Source organism: Modestobacter altitudinis (assembly GCF_005930475.1).
Lineage (GTDB): Bacteria > Actinomycetota > Actinomycetes > Mycobacteriales > Geodermatophilaceae > Modestobacter > Modestobacter altitudinis.
Genome location: NZ_SJEW01000032.1, coordinates 1 through 18,560 on the forward strand (window position 1 = coordinate 1; position 18,560 = coordinate 18,560).

The 18,560-nt window shown below is 69.4% G+C and carries 13 protein-coding genes and 2 riboswitches; of the genes, 8 read left to right on the forward strand and 5 right to left on the reverse strand.

Translation table 11 applies throughout. The features are described 5' to 3' along the window. Positions 1 to 117: 117 nt before the first annotated feature. Both FHL79_RS13315 and FHL79_RS13325 read right to left on the reverse strand, forming a co-directional pair. Positions 118 to 1,074 carry an ABC transporter ATP-binding protein gene (locus FHL79_RS13315; protein WP_138759078.1) on the reverse strand — a complete coding sequence of 319 codons (957 nt, stop codon included), beginning with the start codon at positions 1,072 to 1,074 and terminating at the stop codon, positions 118 to 120. Between the two features lie 479 nt (positions 1,075 to 1,553). Further along, positions 1,554 to 2,648, reverse strand: coding sequence for a prolipoprotein diacylglyceryl transferase (locus tag FHL79_RS13325; protein WP_138759079.1), 1,095 nt, complete (start codon positions 2,646 to 2,648; stop codon positions 1,554 to 1,556). A gap of 836 nt (positions 2,649 to 3,484) precedes the next feature. Between FHL79_RS13325 and lnt the strand changes: the two genes are divergently transcribed. Beyond that, positions 3,485 to 4,942, forward strand: a complete 1,458-nt coding sequence (gene lnt, locus FHL79_RS13330) for an apolipoprotein N-acyltransferase (RefSeq protein ID WP_246080745.1) — start codon at positions 3,485 to 3,487, stop codon at positions 4,940 to 4,942. A gap of 29 nt (positions 4,943 to 4,971) precedes the next feature. On the opposite strand, the gene FHL79_RS13335 is transcribed toward lnt, so the two are convergent. Further along, positions 4,972 to 5,613, reverse strand: a complete 642-nt coding sequence (locus FHL79_RS13335) for a class I SAM-dependent methyltransferase (RefSeq protein WP_218938458.1) — start codon at positions 5,611 to 5,613, stop codon at positions 4,972 to 4,974. A 698-nt stretch (positions 5,614 to 6,311) separates the two neighbouring features. On the opposite strand from FHL79_RS13335, the gene FHL79_RS26500 reads away from it, so the two are divergent. Then, complete coding sequence (locus FHL79_RS26500) at positions 6,312 to 6,863, forward strand: TVP38/TMEM64 family protein (RefSeq protein WP_369333695.1); 552 nt, start codon at positions 6,312 to 6,314, stop codon at positions 6,861 to 6,863. Between the two features lie 68 nt (positions 6,864 to 6,931). On the opposite strand, the gene FHL79_RS13345 is transcribed toward FHL79_RS26500, so the two are convergent. Together FHL79_RS13345 and FHL79_RS13350 are read right to left on the reverse strand one after the other, a co-directional pair. Continuing rightward, on the reverse strand, positions 6,932 to 8,275 hold the full coding sequence (locus FHL79_RS13345) for a M23 family metallopeptidase (protein WP_246080747.1): 1,344 nt from the start codon (positions 8,273 to 8,275) through the stop codon (positions 6,932 to 6,934). After that, a riboswitch (cyclic di-AMP (ydaO/yuaA leader) is annotated at positions 8,271 to 8,423 on the reverse strand. Its footprint overlaps the gene before it by 5 nt. Before the next feature lie 644 nt (positions 8,424 to 9,067). Then, on the reverse strand, positions 9,068 to 10,156 hold the full coding sequence (locus FHL79_RS13350) for a HoxN/HupN/NixA family nickel/cobalt transporter (protein WP_246080749.1): 1,089 nt from the start codon (positions 10,154 to 10,156) through the stop codon (positions 9,068 to 9,070). Positions 10,157 to 10,202: 46 nt separating this feature from the next. Continuing rightward, positions 10,203 to 10,381: riboswitch (cobalamin riboswitch) on the reverse strand. A 165-nt stretch (positions 10,382 to 10,546) separates the two neighbouring features. Between FHL79_RS13350 and FHL79_RS13355 the strand changes: the two genes are divergently transcribed. From FHL79_RS13355 to resB, 6 genes are all read left to right on the forward strand, one after another. Beyond that, the gene (locus tag FHL79_RS13355) at positions 10,547 to 11,104 is read left to right on the forward strand and encodes a TlpA family protein disulfide reductase (RefSeq protein WP_171058155.1); all 558 of its coding nucleotides are present in this window, start codon (positions 10,547 to 10,549) and stop codon (positions 11,102 to 11,104) included. A 270-nt stretch (positions 11,105 to 11,374) separates the two neighbouring features. After that, a complete protein-coding gene (locus tag FHL79_RS13360; RefSeq protein WP_138759084.1) occupies positions 11,375 to 11,737 on the forward strand; it encodes a BlaI/MecI/CopY family transcriptional regulator in 363 nt (120 codons plus the stop codon). After that, entirely contained in the window at positions 11,734 to 12,672 is a 939-nt protein-coding gene (locus FHL79_RS13365; RefSeq protein ID WP_138759085.1) for a M56 family metallopeptidase, read from the forward strand. Before FHL79_RS13360 ends, FHL79_RS13365 begins: the two co-directional genes overlap by 4 nt. Positions 12,673 to 12,745: 73 nt before the next feature. Beyond that, a complete protein-coding gene (locus tag FHL79_RS13370; protein WP_246080751.1) occupies positions 12,746 to 14,317 on the forward strand; it encodes a multicopper oxidase family protein in 1,572 nt (523 codons plus the stop codon). Positions 14,318 to 15,249: 932 nt separating this feature from the next. Next, complete coding sequence (locus tag FHL79_RS13380) at positions 15,250 to 16,542, forward strand: peptidoglycan DD-metalloendopeptidase family protein (protein WP_171058156.1); 1,293 nt, start codon at positions 15,250 to 15,252, stop codon at positions 16,540 to 16,542. A 424-nt stretch (positions 16,543 to 16,966) separates the two neighbouring features. Further along, positions 16,967 to 18,487 (forward strand): cytochrome c biogenesis protein ResB, encoded by a 1,521-nt coding sequence (resB, locus tag FHL79_RS13385; protein WP_138759087.1) that lies wholly within the window; start codon positions 16,967 to 16,969, stop codon positions 18,485 to 18,487. Positions 18,488 to 18,560: the final 73 nt, after the last annotated feature.

The following is an 18,560-nucleotide window of genomic DNA, read 5'->3' on the forward strand; positions in this document are numbered from 1 at the left end:
CCGGGCGCCGCAGCAGCTTGAGCAGCTCCGCCGAGACGATCGCCCCGAGCGACCCCACGGTCCGGGTCCGGGCCGACGGGGCCCCGCGCTCCGGTGTCCGGGTCTCGGTCGCCGTGCTCATCGGACGTCACTCTCGAGCTCGGACCCGGTCATCTGCAGGAAGACCTCCTCGAGGGTCTGCACCTCCTGGCGCAGCCCGGTCACGTCGACGTCGGCGAGGACCAGCGCGCGGTTGATCCGCGCGGCGTCCTCCGGTCCGGCCTGGACGACGAGGACGCCGTCCTCCACCGACACCCGCTCGGCGCCCAGCAGCCCGGCCGTGACCGTGGCGGCCTGCTCCAGCGGCTCGGCCTCCACCACCAGCCGGCGCAGCCCGAGCAGGTCACCGACGCTGCTCTCCACGACCAGGCGCCCGGTGGAGATCACCGCCACCCGGTCGCAGACCTGCTCGACCTCGCCGAGGAGGTGGCTGGACAGCACGACGGTGCAGCCGTCGGCCGACAGCCGGCGCAGCAGGGCACGCATGTCGGTGATGCCGGCGGGGTCCAGCCCGTTGGTGGGCTCGTCGAGGATCACCAGCTCGGGGTCCTTGAGCAGCGCCGCGGCCACCCCGAGGCGCTGCTTCATGCCCAGCGAGTAGGTGCTGTACCGGTCGCCGGCCCGGTCGGTGAGGGCGACCGTGCCCAGCACCAGGTCGACCCGGCCGGGCGGGGCCCCGGCGTAGCGGGCCAGGACGCGGAGGTTGTCCCGGCCGGAGAGGTAGGGGTAGAAGCCGGGGCCCTCGATGAGCGCGCCGACCCGGACCGCCGACGAGCCCGCCGGCCGGTCGAGCACCGTCGCGGTGCCGCTGGTCGGGCGGATCAGCCCCAGCAGGGCCCGCAGGGTCGTCGTCTTGCCGGCGCCGTTCGGGCCGAGGAAGCCGTACACCTCCCCGCGACGGACCGTGAGGGACAGGTCGTCGACGACGGTGCGGGTCCCGTAGCGCTTGGTGAGCCCGTCCAGCACCACGACCTCGTCGGTGCGGACCGTTCCACCGGTGGGCCCATCCCCGACGGTCTGCTGCGCAGGGTGCATGGCCGGACTCTGCCTCCTCAGTGCGGGCTGTGTCGACGGGTGAGTGGGGCGTCGGCCGGCGATTCCCGCCAGCGGACGGTGTCGTCCGGCTGGCGGCTCGCCCACCCCCGCGACCTGGGCAGGGCCGGCGCCCTCCCCAGGTCGCAGAGGCCACCCGCTAACGGTCGGGGTGGCCACCTCCGACGGGGCTGTGTGAATCCCCGTCGGCCTGGGCCCGGTCGGTCGCGTCGTTGAAGGTTGTCCTCGCCAAGCGCCCGGCTGCCGAGGTCCGGAGATCAGCCATGGGACAGATGGCGTTGCTTGGCCACCGGCGTTGGCGAGCTGGCCGACGCCGCGGACATCGCCGCAGCCGCCTTCGTCGAGGGCGCATTGATCGCTCTCACCCTGCGCGGGCCCGCGCGCAGTCGATACGGGTGCAGCCGTTGGACGGGGAAGAGGCGCCGGCCAATGTCGCGGGCGAAGAGCCTTGGCCAGCATGATCAACCCAAGATCAGGGCGAGCACGGATCCCACGAGCACCAGGCCGGTGACGATCATCGTCGCCACCCGACCGTGCGTGGTCTTGCGGGGGATGCCCCGCAGCGGGAACAGCAGTTGACGCCCGAAGGTGTACGCCGACAGGCCGGCGAGGAAGAACAGTCCGTCCACCGGAGGGTTGACGAGGACGACGGCGAGCAGCGTCGCCCCCGCCAGCATGCCCGCGAGTGTCGACTCGAACAGCTGCACCGGGATGCGCCTGACGCCGACGCCGCGGTCGGAGGACCAGATCCCCCACCGCGACGCTGTGGGCAGGCCGACGCAGCAGCCGCCGAAGAAGCAGCCAAGCCTTCCCACGGTGAGCCCGACGAGCAGGCCGGGTGCGGTGACGTCGAACAAGGGCCCCAACGGGATGCCGGTCGCCCAAGCGCCGCCCAGGAGGAGGGCGATCATGGCGATGACGAAGCCCTGGATCGACATGCCGGCCCGCAGCGTCCCGCCCTTGTCCTCCCGGTGGGTGAGCAGGTAGTAGACCTTCGCACCCGCGAGGCCCACGGCCGAGGCCAGCAAGGACACCAGGAGCATCCGGCCGACCGGCAGGTCCCGCTGCGTGCCCAGCACCCACTGCAGCACCAGAGCCAGCAGGAAGCCGAGGCCCACGAGACCCGGCCAGGCGCCGATCCGCACGCCTGGTGCGCGCACCTTGGCCACCGGGAGGAACGCAGTCGTCCCCGTCGACTCGCCCCTGGGCAGCGGGACCGGTGGCTCGGCCTGCCGAGTGCCATCCGGTTCCAGCAGGACGACGGGCGCCGCCGTCACGGCCCACTCCCCCGGTGCGACCCCCGACACGCGGGTGGTCATCGCTATCAGCCCACTGCCGGGGAGCACCCGCGGGATGGTGCGGAGGGTCTCGAAGGTCTCCGATCCTCTCCCAGGATCAGCACCGGACACGCGCCGGCCGGTGAACCGAACCGTCACCGGATAAGGACGGCCGCTCGGCGCGGCGTCGAACCAGTAGGTCAGCCCCAGCCCCTGAGGGCTCAGCTCGTCGAGCTGCGAGCAGTTCCAGGACATGACCTGGACAGGACCGGTGGGCATGTCAGCGGTCAGCACCGGTGCCCGTGTCGGCTCGGCCGATGGTGGCTGCGCCACGGTCGCGGTCACCGCTCTCTCGGCGCCGTCCGCGCGTGGCGCGGTGGAACCGATGAGCGCCGGCGCTGAGGACGGCCCCAACCGTGCCGCTGGCTGCTGCGAGGGACGCACCGCCTCTGAGACGTCCGTCGGTCGACGTATGGGGGCAGGACCCACCTGGACATGCCGTCGGCCGGGCGCGGCGGAGCGCCCAGGTGGAGGAAAGGGGCGCGCCGGTGGGACGGGGGCCCGAAAGGCCTGCAGCGGCGGCTCGGGCTGGCCGTGCCGCTGGGAACGAGCGACTGGCGCGCTACCGGAGGGCCCGCCAGCCGCCGGCATCGCCCGGTTGACCTGCCTCCCCCGCCCAGCGCTGGTGCCCCCTTGCGGCTTGGCCTGATGTGCGGGGCGCTTGGGCTGTGCAGCTTTGCTGGTACGCGACTTGGCCGACACCGCCACCACCTCGACTCTCCACGAGCAACTGCGCCGCCTGCAACTACTAACTAACTTACATAGTAGACAGCCTGCCTACTGTGAGGCGTGCGCCCGCTTCCCCCGACGTTCCCCGCCAGGCGACGCGCAGTTGCCGCGATCCGGGTCATCCCGGACCTGGCGTCAGTCACTGCCGCGGTCCACCGTCTGCCTCCTCTGCCGGGCGACCCCGTCGGCGCCAACGAGCCGCGGCGATGACGGACGTCCCCATGGCAACCGGATGCTGGGCCTCGGCTGACGAGTCCGGAGGAGCGACCGGGAGAGCCCCCGAGACCTCCCGGGGCAGCCGGTGGCGACCAGGCACGGTCCGCCTGTTGGGGGCGGCGGCATCAGGCGCACTGCTCGCCGCCGGGATGCCACCGAGGTCGATCTGGTACCTCCTGCCGGTCGGCACGGCGCTCCTCACCTGGGCGCTGCTGCACACCCCATGGCGTGAACGGGCCGTCCAGGGGGCGGTTGCGGGTCTTGCCTTCTTCGCTCTCACGCTCAGCTGGCTCACCGGCTTCCATCCCGCCGGCTTCGCCGCGGTCCTGGTCATCGAAGTGGTGCTCTTCGCCGCGGCCATGCTCCTGGTCGATCCCCGCCCAGCCCGCTGGTGGACCGTTCCAGCGGCGCTCGTCGTCCTGGAGGCACTCCGGGCCCGGTTCCCCTTCGGCGGCTTTCCGATCCCCGGGATGGCCCTCGGGCAGCTCGACGGCCCCTTCACCGCAGCGGCACCACTCGGCGGCGCACTGCTGGTGCTCGGACTGGCCGCAGCAGCGGGCGCGGCTGTGACCGGGGTCGCCGCCGGAGGCCGACGACCGCGGGCGCTGTTCGTCGTGGGAGCACTCGTGGCCGGGAGCACCGCCGGGCTACTGCTCGCACAGCCGGACAGCGCCGCCGTTGGGCGGCTACGGGTGGCCCTGGTCCAGGGTGGTGGTCCGCGCGGCATCCCCGCCGTCGCGAGTGACGCCGACGCCGTCACCGAGCGGCAGTTCCAGCAAAGCGATGACCTCCCGGCCGGACTGGACCTCGTGCTGTGGCCGGAGAGCAGCATCGCCGTGTCCGGGCCGGTCGCCCGGACCCGGGAGGCGGAACGAGTCGCCGGACTCGCCGTCCGCACTGGGGCGACCGTCGTTGCCGGCCTCAGCGAGTCCTACGGAACCGGCTTCCGGAACGCTGCCGTGGCCTGGGACCCCGCGGGCCGAATCGTCGACCGGTACGAGAAGGTCCACCGGGTGCCCTTCGGGGAGTACATCCCGGGCCGGAGTCTCTTCGAGCGGCTGACCGACATGACCTCCCTCGTACCGCGCGACGCGATCCCGGGAGGTGGTCCAGGACTGCTTGCCACGCCGGCCGGTCCCCTCGGCGTGGTGATCTCCTACGAGGTCTTCTTCGCCGACCGCACCCGGGCAGCGGTGACCGCCGGCGCGCAGGTCCTCCTCGTGCCGACCAACGCCGCGTCCTACACGACCGAGGAGGTACCGGCGACCGAGGTGGCCGCTGCGCGGATGCGCGCGCTCGAGACCGACCGCGCCGTCCTGCAGGCTGCACCGACGGGCTACACGGCCATCGTCGAGCCTGACGGGCAGATCGTCGCCGAGGGTGGCCTCAGCAGCCCAGAGGTCCTGATCGCCACGATCCCGCTGCGCATCGGACTCACGCCGTACGCCAGCACCGGGGATGCACCGGTCCTGGCTTCCGCTGCAGTGCTCCTCCTGGCGGCCCCGCTGCTCCGCCTGCTGCGCAGCCGCGGTGCCGCCGACCGCCGTCGTCACAGGAGCGGCATCTGACGCCGACGTCCGAGGGCGGCGGCGTGGCGCTACGCCACCCTCCGGGTCACCAACACATGGAACGCACGCTGCCCTGTTCCGACCCGGCGGTGGTCGATGGCAGGCAGACCCGCGGTCACCAGCGCCGTCTGCACCTCACTGAGTGGACGGAGCTTGAAGCCGAAGGGCGTGAAGGGCATGTGGCTCATCGCCGCCGGGTCACCGAGTCCGACCACGAATCGACCGCCGGGCTTGAGCACGCGGACGCATTCGCGGAGGACGCCGTCCAGGTCGGTCACGAAGTAGATGGTGTTCACGGTGATCGCGGCATCGAGCGACGCCGTCTGGATGGGCATCGCTTCGAGGCCGGCAGCATGCAGCAACAACCGACCGGCTGCCACGTCCCGCCGGAATCGTCGGCCCGCTGCACTGACCATGTCCGGGGACAGGTCGAGCCCGAGCACCCGCCCCTGCGGACCTACTCGCTCCAGCAACAGCGCGAGCCCGGCACCACCACCGAAGCCGAGATCGGCGACCGTCGAGCCAGCGCCGACCTCGAGCGCGTCCACGGCTGCGCGCATCGGCTCGAGGTTGGTCTTGTTGAGCACCCTGGCGAGAGCCCGGCCAGCGATGCCGTGAGGCTTGCCGAGTTGGCCGGCGACAGCGCGCATCAGGTCGCGGCGCACGTCCACGCCGGGGAGTGTGTCGAATTCTCTGCTCCAGCGCGACTGGGCAGCGGCGGCGCGGGTTGGCCACCACCTCACTGCTGCGAGTTGAACGGCCCTGGTCCGCGGCACGCGACGACTGTGATCGCGGATGATGAACAAGGGTGTTCCAGCTGTCAGGCTCCACCGCAGGACGCGAGGTGCGCCGAGCTGTGGGAACGACCGGTCACCGTCAGCAGGCTCGCGGGCTGCCCGACTTCCCACAGTTGCGTTCCGAGTGTGGAAAGTCGGCCTGGACCGACGCTGAATCGACCCCTCGGTCGGGCAGGCGGAGCAGGGCGTACACGTGTGCGCCATCGACCGAGGCGTCGGATGCGTCTCAACAGGTGCCCCGAGACCGACGTCAGCGTGGACCCGGAGGGAACGACCTGATGACTCCGACCTGCAGGTCGTCAACTGGGGAGGCCCGGTGGCGGCACCTGTTCCGGCGCAGTTCGACGGAAGCGACGGATTGCTCGCTGAGCTCGGCTGATCGAGCTCGCCCCTCCCCAGAAGAGGAAGCCACGGACCGGAAGGCTCACCGCACGTGGCCTCGGCTGGCACTACTGAGCTTGTTGATCTGTGCCGGCGTCTGGACCGCCATGACCGTGGGGGTCCCGGACGTCGGGGCCATGAGGACGCGGCTCAACACTTCCGGCTCGGTCGGCTGGCTGGTCGTCTTGGGGATGCTGGCACTGGCGCTATCGGTCCCGACGCCCCGGTCCGCTCTGTCCGCCCTCGCCGGCGCTGCGGCCGGCTTCAGTGCAGGGCTGGGGCTCGTCCTGGTCGGCGGACTGCTGGGGGCACTGTTCGGGTTCGGGATCAGCCGATGGTTGGGACGCGCAGCCGTCGCGCGACTGATCAGTTCTCGCTGGCCTCGTGTGGACCGGTTCCTCACCCATCGCGCCTTCAGCACGGTTCTGGTGGCTCGGTTGTTGCCGGCGCCCCCGTTCGCAGTGGTCAGCTACGCCGCCGGGGCGAGCGGCGTCCGCCTTGCGCCCTATCTGCTGGGAACTGCGGTGGGCATGCTCCCGGGTTCCCTTTTGTACGTCAGCCTCGGAGCGTCCGCCAGCGGTTTCGATGCCTGGACACGTGACCTCGGAGGGTGGGCGTGGACGCTGATCGGGCTTGCTGTGGCTGTAACCGGGAGCGCCGTGTGGTGGGGACGCCGGCATCTGTCACGCCGACCACCATCGCGCATGGCGGCCGCGGGCACGCCGGAGGGGAAGAGCCCATAGGCAGCGCGCGCCAGCGGGCAGGGAGCCGTCCAGAACTCCTCTGGACGACTCCCTGCGCGCCGGACCGGTCAGGTGCAACTGCCCCCGAGCGACACGCCGCGGGCAGCGAGCCACGGAACAGGGTTGACGCGGTTCTGGTACAGCCCGCCGGTGTGCACCTCGAAGTGAAGGTGCGGCCCGGTCGACTGACCGGTGTTCCCGACTTCGGCGATCTGCTGGCCCGCGGCCACCTGCTGACCCGCCTGCACCAGGTACCGGCTGATGTGGCCGTACACGGTGATCGAGCCGTCAGCGTGCTGCAGGTAGACGGCCAGACCGAAGCCGGTCGCGGGCCCCGCCTGCAGCACCCGACCGCCTGCCGGAGCATAGATCGGCGTTCCGATCACGTTGGCGATGTCGACGCCGTAGTGCATGGTCCCCCATCGGGCTCCGTAGCAGGAGGTCACCCGGCCACTCGTCGGGGCGACTCCCGCGCCCGAGCCCTGGCGAGCGCTCGCCGCTGCCGCCGCGTTGGCGCCGGCCGCGGCGCTGGCCTGTGCGGCCTCGGCAGCGGCTTGAGCTTGCTGCTGCTCCTCCCATGCCACCCGTGCGTCACGGGCACCCTGCAGAGCCAGGAGTTGGACCTCGGCCTCGCGGAGCTGTTCCTCCAACTCCGTCTTCTGCGCCGTCACCACGTCGTACGCCTGTCGGGAAGCCGCCATCTTGGTGTTGGCAGCGGCCTCGGTCTCAGCTGCTGCACCGGCAGCAGCGTCCCGTTGTGCGACCGTTTCCTGGGCGACTCGGTCCGCCTGCGCCTGCTGGTCCTGGACTACCTCCAGCTGGTCGAGTTGCTCACCGCGCGCATCGCCGAGCCGCTCGAGCGTGGCGGCGCGTTGCAGGAGGTCATCCGGGTCGTCGGCGCTCAGCAGTACCGCAGCACCGTACGTGTCGCCGTCCATGTATGTCTTGCGGCCGAGGGTGGCGACATCGGTCTGTGTGGATGCCACCGCAGCGCTGGCCGCCTGCAGTTCCTCGGCGGCAGAGGCGGCCCGCTGTTGAGCGGCAGCCAGTTCGGCTTGGGCAACCAGAGCCGCGTCGGCGGCGCCCTCGGCTTCCACGGTGACGCGCTCCAGGTCGTCGGCGGCAGCGCTGACCAGTCGCTCGATCCGTTGGATCTCCGCGGCGGCGGCGTCCTGGGCGGACTGTGCGGCGCTGATCTCCTCGTCCGACGGATCGGGGGGCGCTGCGGCCGCCGTCGTCGTCGTGGCACTCAGGACGACGCTGGCCCCGACGCCGAGAAGTGTCATCAGCATGGAACGTGAGCCGCGGGTACGGCGGCGGCTGCTCGGGGCAGTTGCACCGTGCGCTTCTTCGATCAGGGGTCGATCAGGCGTGCGCTCTGTCTGCGAGGTCGCCAAGGCGACGTGCTCCATTCCTCCTCGCCGTCTACCGAGTTAGCTGACGGGTTCGGGCAGGAAGGCGCCCTACCAGCGGCTCAGCGAGCACGCCGGACTCACCCCAGAGGGAAGTGGGTCCCCGGTCCGTCTGTCACCAGCAGTGGCAGACGGTTCGACGGAGCCTGACCGAGGTCCTCGAATGGAGGAGCGTGGCTCGGCGAGGCCTGGGCGACCGTACTACGAAGAGGAGTAGTTGTCACGATCGGGTAACGACGAGAGACTTCCCGCCCCACCCGTCCCGCGCGGGGTGCCCTCGACGACGTCTTGCAGCTGTCCGGCGTCATGCCTCATCTCCTGGCTGCGCCGACCTCTCGAGGAACCGCTCGAGCCCGCGCTGACCCGGGTCACGTAGTCAGTCCGCGACCGCGTTCTTGTCACGGGCACTGGTGCCCGGGTGCTCAAAGACGGCGGGCTGACACTGACTCGTCGATGGCGTCGGGGCGTCATCCCGCCGCGTCGCCTCACTGTCACCCCAACTTCAGGCCGGCGGATCGCCCACGACGGCGTAGCCGAGCTCGAGCTGCGCTCAGCGGACGGGCGTGCGCCTCGCTGTTGCGCCGGGGCAGCCAGTCGACGCCGGACCGCGGTGAAGTTCACGCGACTGAGTACGCGCAGGGAGGCCGACGGTCACCGCGACCCAGCCGCCAATGCGACTCGTCCGCAACTGGCGCCGCGGCAGCGGTGCCGGGGGGTCTGCGACGGCGAAGCTGGCCAGCGCTCGTATCGACCTCATGGCGTGGTCGTCCCTCAGTGGCAGGCGAGTACTGGTCATCCGAGGAGCTGCTGCTCCGCTCGCTCTCGGCGTTGGTCGCGCACGGCGGCCCTCACCGGCCGGTCACCCCCGGCGATGCGCCAGTACACGAGTGCGCCGGCCCACACCAGGACGAACAGCCCAGCCACGAAGTAGCCGACGTGGTCGAGACGCAGCGACGAGATCCAGCCGGAGACGGGGTCAGTCAAGCCGGCGTTGGTGTGCACGGCCCCCACCAGTTCGATCGTTCCGATCAGCAGCGCGACCGCAACCGACAGCCCGGTCATGGTCAGGTTGTAGTACAGCTTGCGCATCGGCTTGGCCAGTGCCCACTGGTAGGCGGTGGACATGAAGAGTCCATCGAGCGTGTCGAACAGCGTCATGCCCGCCGCGAACAGCAACGGCAGGACGAGGATCCCGTACCAGGGCAGGCCGGAGGCGGCGCCCGAGCCGGCGAGGACGAGCAGGGCGATCTCCGAGGCCGTGTCGAATCCGAGACCGAAGAGCATGCCGACGAGGAGCATGTGCCACGGCCGACGAATCGACTGGGCTTTGAAGAACCGGGCCACCAGGCCACGGGTCGCCAACGCGTCGTCCAATTGACCGTCCTCCAGGGCACCACTCTTGGCGGAACGGAGAACGCGCCAGATGGCCCGCAGACCGAACAGGTTCAGCACGCCGACGGCGAAGAGGAAGAGACCCGACGCGGCCGTCCCGAGGGAGCCGAGCACTTGTCGAGTATTGGACTCCTCGCTCAGCAAGGTGGCCGACACATGGGCGCCGAAACCGACGAGTGCAGACAGCAAACCGACCATCGCCGAGTGTCCCAAGGCGAACCAGAATCCGACGGAGACCGATCGTCGCCCCTCGACCAGGAGATTGCGGGTGGTGTTGTCGATCGCGGCGATGTGGTCGGCATCGAAGGCGTGCCTGGCGCCCAGGACATAGGCGGTGAGACCGAGGCCGAAGCCGAGTACCGAGCCGCCGACGGCGAGTTGTCGCGGAGCCAGGACCAGCAGCAGTATCGCCCAACCAGCGACGGTCATGAGCACGATGGTGCTGAAGACGACGATCAGGGTCCGCCGGTTGTCGCGGACGGATGCCACAGAACCGGACATTGACGTCACGGAAGTCCTCTTCCAACACCTCGTGGACAGGGCGTACGCCGCAGCCGGTCTCCTGACTCACAGGTGCCGGCCTGGCCGGCGCCACGTCCGTCTTCCCAGGTGCTGAACCCAGTGACGTGCTGAACGCGGTACACCTGCTCACAGTGGCGAGGGCCGCGCCGGTCTTGCACCGGCTTCCCGAGCACCGCAGCAACGGCACGCTATCGGGGGCGCAGCGGGATGACCAGCCCGTGTCTCCACGTCAGTGCGCTGTTGTCCTATGCCTGGTAGTAGTTTGCTGTCATGCGGCGCAGCCCCGGGGCGGGAGCAGGACGAGCGACGCCTCCGCGACCGAACTCACGGGCGCTGCGCATGATCGCCTCGGCTTGCGTGACGGTCGTGGCGGCGTCGGCTTGCTCCGCTCCAGCGCCGACCTCCTCGCCCGCGGGTAGTACGTCGTCGACGGCGGCGATCACGGTGGCCGACTGCGAGCAGGCGGGGGCCAGCGGTGTCGCCTTCGAGGACGGGGGGCTGCCGGACCTGTCCCTGCCCTGCCTGGGGAACGGCCCGACCGTTCAGGTCGGGGCACTGACCGGGCGGCCGACCCTGATCAACCTGTGGGCAACGTGGTGCGGGCCTTGCCGGGAGGAGATGCCACTGCTCGCCCAGGCGTTCGGCGAACGCGGCGAGGCGATCCGGTTCCTCGGTATCAACACACGGGACGACACGGGATCAGCGGCCGACTTCCTGTCCACCACGGGCGTCACCTATGCGCAGGCCGTGGACGCGAAGGGAGAGCTCCTCGCCGACCTCGGCCTTCCCGGTCTGCCGATCACCTTGGCCATAGATTCAGCCGGCCGCGTCATCGCCAGGCAGATCGGCCAGATGTCCCCCGATGAACTGCGGGACCTGCTGGAGCAGTTGACCACCGCGCCGCCTGCCGGCTGAGGGGCTGCCTGACGGTGAGCGATGTACGCAAGGGCACCGGCCATCGGACCACCAAGAGGCAACCGGGCGACATCCACCCCCGTGATGCGGCGTAGCCGAGCGCCCTGAACCGAGGGACCGCTCTCCTCGGACGGGGGATGCATGGGGCCCGGCGCGCATTGGATCTACTACTCGATGCCATAACATCCACGCGTACGCCGTGATGCGGCGCGCGACGTCGATCGGTCACGGTCGAGCAGACCCATGCTGGCTTGAAGGCGAGGAGCGGCAATGCCCCGTTTGGGCAAACTGGAAGCCGCCGTGATGGACGTCTTGTGGTCCACCGACGCATCGCTGACGGTGCGCGAAGTCCTTGAGAAGATGCCGCCGCAGCGCAACCTCGCCTACACGACGGTCATGACGGTGCTGGGCAACCTGCTGCGCAAGGGCATGGTCGAACGAGAGCCGGTAGGGCGGGCGTTCAGCTATCGACCCACGGTGACGCGGCAGGGAGCTGCTGCCGCGTCCCTCCGCGAGATCCTCGACGCTTCGGACGACCCGAGGTCGGTGCTGTTGCACTTCGCGGAGACCGCGACCGATGAAGAGTCCGACCTGCTCCGCGACGTCCTGTCCCGACGAGCCGCCGAGTCGTGACCGGCGTCCTCACTCTCCTGCTTGGCGCCGGCATCGTCGGTCTCTACGGGCACCGACCGCTGCTGTGGCTCGCCGACCGGCGCGTTGATCCGACCGTACTGCTCACCGGATGGGTCCTGCTGACCGTAGGACTGGTTGGCTCCACCGTCGCGATGATCGGCCTGCTGGCGCTTCCAGCCGACGACCATCCCGCGACGGGGTTCTTCCGTCTGGCTGGGGGGTGCTGGACGGCAGTCGCCGCTGGAACCATGCCCGGCTGGCGACAGGCGTTCGCTGCGATCAGCGTCGCCCTGACGCTGATCATCGTGACGCGCCTGTCGTTTGTCACGGCGGCTCGACTACGGCTGCGCAGCCAGCAGGCGCCACACGTGAGGCAGCTTCTGCTTCTCGCGGCCGGCGCCCCCTCCGATGCACCGCTGTGGGTGGACGACGACCGGGCCATGGCCATGTCCATCGGGGGCCGACCCGGGCTGATCCTCATGACAGAGGGGCTCCGCCGGCAACTGCCGCCTGACGCGGTGGAGGCGACGCTGGAGCACGAGCGTGCTCACCTTCGCGGTCACCATCACGTCTTGGTGTCCGTCGTGGAGACGATGGCCGCCGCGTTGCCGTGGTGCCCTCTGCTGCGCGCGGCTCCGGCCGCCACCAAGGACCTGATAGAGCTGGCCGCGGATGCTCAGGCTGCCCGCCGATGCGGGCCGGAAGCGGTGCAGACGGCTCTGCGGCTGCTCACGGGACACCCGAATCCGCCCCTCGGCCTGGCCATGGCCAACCGATTGACCGAAGTGCGGATGAATCGCCTGCACGGGCGCGAGCGAGGGACCAGTCACCTGCTTCGCTGGGCCGGCTGTGCGGCGATGACCGTGGGGGCGCTCGCGCTTCCATTGGCAACAGGATGGCTTGGCATGAACATCGTGGGTTGCGTCGTCACCTGACCTCTCCCTCACACGGCGACTACTATGGGCCATAGTGGTTCCACGGCGGGCGCCCGCCATGACGTGAGGGGCCATGATCAGCAAGCACAGGGACGGCTCGCGGTCGACGGCGGGAAATACCGTCAACCCGGGGATCCGGTTCGATCGATTGATGGGCCGTCGACAGTTCCTGGGTGGAACGGTCGGTGCGCTGGGGCTGGCAGGACTCGCCGCATGCACGGGTCAGGCGACTCCAGCAGCTGCTCAGCTGATCAAGCCAACCGATGTCTTGGTTGAGACGGCAGAAGCTCGCCGCACCGGTGAGGGGGCCACGGTGCACCCGGTCGTCCTGACCGCCCAACCAGCGTCGATCGACTTGGGCGGCCCGGTCGTCGAAACGTGGGCCTATGGAGAAGCCGTGCCCGGCCCACTGGTCCGTCTACCTGCCGGCGACCGTCTTGTCGCCACGGTCACCAACGCGCTTCCCGATCCGACGTCGGTGCACTGGCATGGCATTGCGTTGCGCAACGACATGGACGGTGTCCCGGGGCTCACCCAGAAGGCCATTGCGGCGGGTAGGTCGATGAAGTACGAGTTCACGGCTCCTGACCCCGGCACGTACATGTTCCACTCACACGTAGGCACTCAGCTGGACCGGGGGCTCTACGCACCCCTGATCGTGGATGACCCGGCCGAGCCGTTGGTCTATGACGCTGAGCACGTCGTCGTTCTCGACGACTGGCTCGATGGCACTGGGCGCACCCCGGACTCCGTGTTGAAGGAGTTGCAGGCCGGTGGCATGGACATGGGTGGTATGGACATGGATGGAATGAGTGCGGGCGGCGACTCGCCCTTGTCCCCACTGCTTGGCGGGGACGCCGGCGACGTCCAGTACCCGTACTACCTGATCAACGGACGGGTGGCGACGGCACCGAACACCGTCACGTTCACGCCGGGCACTCGCTTGCGGTTGCGCATCATCAACGTGGGCAGTGACACCGCATTTCGGGTCGCCCTGGGTGGACACCGCCTGTCGGTCGTACACAGCGACGGCTTCCCGGTCCGCCCGGTCGACACCGATGCAGTGCTGATCGGCATGGGTGAGCGCATCGACGTCCTGGTCACCTTGGCCGACGGCGCTTTTCCCCTCATTGCGCTGGCGGAAGGGAAGAACGCGAGCGGGCTGGAAGTCATCCGGACCGGCAGTGGTGCAGCGCCGACGGCAGACACGTACCCCAGGGAGTTGGCCGGTCAAGTCACCGGGGCCCTGATGCTCGAAGCAGCCGACGATGCCTTTCTGGCGGAACGTCGACCCGACCGAACGCACGACCTGGTGCTCGGCGGCAGCATGTCCGACTACCAATGGACGATCAACGACCGCGTCTACAGCGATCGCAAGGATCTGCAAGTGCGGCCAGGGGAGGTCGTCCGGCTCAAGATGACCAACTCAACAATGATGTTCCATCCCATGCACCTGCACGGGCATACGTTTCAGGTTCGCTCAGCGACTGGGCGTGGCCCGCGCAAGGACACGGTGATGGTCCTGCCCGGCGAAACCATCACGGCGGACCTGGTCGCAGACAACCCAGGCCAGTGGCTCGTCCACTGCCACAACGTCTACCACGGGGAGGCGGGGATGATGACCGCTCTCGCCTACATCAAGTGATGCACTCGAGCAAGTCAACGTCGACAACGCGTGCCGGATGGCCGCCCCGGCGAATCGCCGCCGCACTCGTCGCGGGCGTTGTGTTCGCTCTGGCGGTCGGCATACCAACAGGGATGGTTCCCACGCCGCTGTACAGCCGCATGACACCGGTCTTGTGGTGGAACTACCCGGTGTGGGCGGCCACCGCCATTCTGGGCGGCTTGGTGGTAGCGACCTACATCCGTCGCCCTGGCGACACTGCACCACGGAACGGGTTTGCGTCAGCGTCAGGCGGGGGGCTGTTGGCCGCGTTCGCCGTCGGCTGCCCCATCTGCAACAAGCTGATCGTCTCAACGCTGGGCGTTTCCGGGGCATTGAGCATCTGGGCACCGCTTCAGCCAGCCCTCGGGGTGGCGTCCGTACTCGGGCTGGGTTGGGCCTTGCGGCGGAGAATCAAGAACGAATACGCATGCCCGGTCCCAACACGACCACGTTCACCGGGAAAGGACCGCATTGAAGACGAGCTCCCCTCGATTGACTTGTCGCGTCTCATTCTCCGCCATGCGCCGGATGCGACCGAGGAGCGCAAGCCACAATCGACGCTAGCCGTTCAACCGATCACAACCCGTTTCAAGGGTTGAGTTCGCAGCGCGATCAATCGGGCCCAGGAGGTTCTCCACCTTTTCCGAGTTGACCGCTCAAGGAAGTCGCGCGTCTGCCGTTCCTACTAGTGCAGGTAGTAGGAACGGACGCACAACGACTCGAGGAGCGACATGTACGGGTGGGCCGGACGCCGCCGGACGACGCACGGGACCACCCAGGTGCCCGCGAACAACGCGCGTGCCATCAGCGCCGAGCACGCCTCGCGCGTTCGGCGCACCCCCAGTGGTCTTCACCGCCGCGGCACTGGCCGAGGCGTCGCTGCATTGCCTGCCCTCGCTGTCCTGATCGCAGTGTTCGTGGGCGTCCTTCCGGGCCAGGCGCTCGCGGCGCCGGCCAACCCGAGCGACGGCGACATCGCCTCGGCCCAGTCCGCTCAGCAGGCGGCGGCTGACGAGGTCGGCCGGATCGCTGCTCTTGTCGCTTCGGCGGAGTCAGACCTGCAGCGCGTCACGGGACAGGCTGAAGCCGCCAATGACGCCTACCTGGTCGCGCAGGGGGACTTGGAGGAAGCCCAGCAGGCGGCCGCCGAGACGGCAGCGGCACTGCAGGCTGCCAATGAGGCGGTGGCCGCGGCCCAGGCGGACGTGGCCACACTTGGACGCGAGAACTACATGCGCGGTGGGTCGATCAGTGGCGTCACCGCCCTGCTCAGCGCCGAGGGTCCGTCCGAACTGATGGAGCAGGCCGCCGTCCTGGGGCTGTTGGGCGACCAGCGAGCCGCCGTTCTCGACCAACTGGAGGTCGCGCAAACACGGCAGGCCGAAGCAGACTCCCAGGCGAAGGCCGCAGTCGCCGACAAGGACGAGGCTGCGCAGGAGACTGCCCAAGCCAAGGCCACGGCGGACGCGCAGGTCAGCACGTTCCAGGCTGCGGTGCAAAGTGTGAGCACACAGAAGGCGACGTACGAAAAGCAGTTGCAGGACGCCCAGGTGAACCTGCTGGCACTGCAAGGGCAGCGGAACGCCTATCAGGCGTGGAAGGACCAGCAGGCGCAGCAGCAGGCTGCGGAGGCGGCACAGGCGGCTGCATCCGCCAAGGCAGCAGCACAGGCAGCGGCACGCGCTCGTCAGGCGGCCGAGCAGCCGACCGCGCCCACGCCGACTGCGCCCAAGGCGACTGCGCCCAAGCCGACCAACGGCACGTCGACTCAGGCGGCATCGGTGAAGCCCATGACCGGCGGTGGCGGCGTGGCGCCGACGAGTGGCCGGTTCACCACGTGCTTCGAGATGCGCTGGGGCACCATGCACAACGGCGTGGACATCGCGGCTCCGATCGGCACCCCGATCTACGCCCCCGCAGCAGGCCGTGTCGTGCGCGCCGGAACAGCCACCGGGTACGGGCTGGCCGTGTACATCCAGCACGACGACGGGTCGGTCACGGTGTACGGACACATCAACGACTACTTCGTCAGCGTGGGCCAGCGTGTGTCAGCCGGTGAGGTCATCGCCGAGGTGGGCAACCGCGGCGAGTCCACCGGGCCGCACCTGCACTTCCAGGTCAACACCAAGGGCATGTACGCCGGCGCGGTCAACCCCATCACCTGGCTCGCTGCGCGCGGCGTGGACATGGGCGGTCGCTGCTGACCACCACCTGTCCGACCGGTCGACTCCCACAGATCCCGGGACAGGTCCTGTGCGTCACCCGCCGACGGCGGCGTCACCTGACTGCCGGCCCGCTCCGGCTCCCTGACACGGGGGCCGGAGCGTGGCGGTTGCGTCGACACACGCGCGGCGGAGACGTGGCCTGCCAGACGGCGCGGGACAACACCCGGGGTGCAGTAGTCAACGCCCCGTTCGTCACGGGCAACAGCCCGAGTCAGGATCACTACTAGATGGCTTAGTAGATTGACTCGCGAGTGGCCGCCCACGGCCAGCCATCCCCGCCCGGAGGGCTCGCGTGACCGATGTGCGAACGCACAACACGTCCGATCCGGTCACGCCCCCACGGCGCCGCCCCGCCACCTGGTCAGGCCGTTGGTTGCTGCGACAGTGGCGGTCACTGACCAGCATGCGCACGGCCATCGTGCTGCTGTTCCTCCTGGCGCTAGCCGCGATCCCGGGCTCGCTGCTGCCGCAGCGGTCGTTGTCGCCTACCGGGGTCGCCTCCTACTACCGCGACCACCCCACCCTTGCGCCGCTGCTGGACCGGCTGGGCATGTTCGCCGTGTTCGCCAGCCCTTGGTTCGCTGCCGTCTACCTGCTGCTGTTCACGTCCCTGGTCGGGTGCCTGATCCCGCGTTGCCTGGAGCACGCCCGCAGCCTCAAGGCTGGGCCGCCGCCCGTTCCGCGGCACCTGCATCGTCTTCCGGCTCATCTCACATGGCGGACCGACACCACCGTCGACGACGCGGCCGATGCAGCGGAGCAAAGACTTCGGCACAAGCGGTTCCGAGTGAACCGCCGGCAGGCCCCAGAGAGCGTTGAGCTGGCAGCCGAACGCGGACGCCTCAAGGAGACGGGGAACCTCGTCTTCCACATCTCGCTGCTCGTCCTGCTGCTCGCAGTCGCGGGCGGCAAGTTGTGGGGCTATGAGGGGAACATCCTGGTCACCGAAGGTGACGGGTTCTGCAACTCCTTCCAGCAGTACGACCAGTACCGGGCGGGCCCACTGGTCAAGCAACAGAACCTCAGCCCCCTCTGCTTCGACCTCGAGGACTTCAACGCCAGCTACGAACTCAACGGCACCCCCGCCTCCTTCACCGCTGACATCGCGGTCCAAGACCGGCCAGGAGCGGCGAAGCGGACTACGCGGATCGGAGTCAACGATCCGCTCCGCTTGGAAGGCGACCGGCTGTACGTGACCGGACACGGCTTCAGCCCGACGTTCACAATCACGCTCCCGAACGGGCAGACATTCGGCCCCCTGTCGGCACCGTTCCTGCCTCAGGACAGTCGCACGTTCGGCAGCCAGGGCGTCGTCAAGTTGCCGGACCTGGGTGACGGTTCCGGTGACGGCTTCGCGTTGGCGGGCTTCTTCGCGCCGACCGGGATGGTCGCCGACGGGGTCCTCAGGTCAGTGGATGCGCGACCACTCAGCCCTCAGGTCGCGATCATCGCCTACCGCGGTTACCTCGGCTTGGACTCCGGCGCCCCGCAGTCGGTCTTCCAACTCGACCAACGTCAGATCGACGTGGGTGCCCTCTCGAAGATCGGTGCCGTGAACCTGACGATCGGGCAGAGCGCGACCCTCGACGACGGCACGTCGGTGCGCTTCGACGGCTTCCGGGAATTCGCGGCGCTCCAGGTCTCGCACGACCCGGCCCAGGTCGCAGTTCTCGGTAGCGCGATCATGCTTTTGGCTGGCCTGGTCGCGAATCTCCTCCTTCGCCGGGAGCGGGTCTTCATTCGCTTGTCCTCGGCGGAGTCCGACGCTGGAAACCGAACAGCAACCGTCGGAACAGCCGCCGGCCTGTCGCGCGGTGGCGGCGATGATGCTCAAGCCCGACTGGACGACCTGCTCGGCGGACTGGCCGTCGAGGCCGGCATCCACCGTGACCACCAAGCTGAGCCCCCTGTCAGCGCGTCGTAACGCACTGTGCGGGCGACCGCCCTACCCTCTACTAATTCGGCTAGTAGGAAGGGGGTCTCGTGCAGACGCGTCT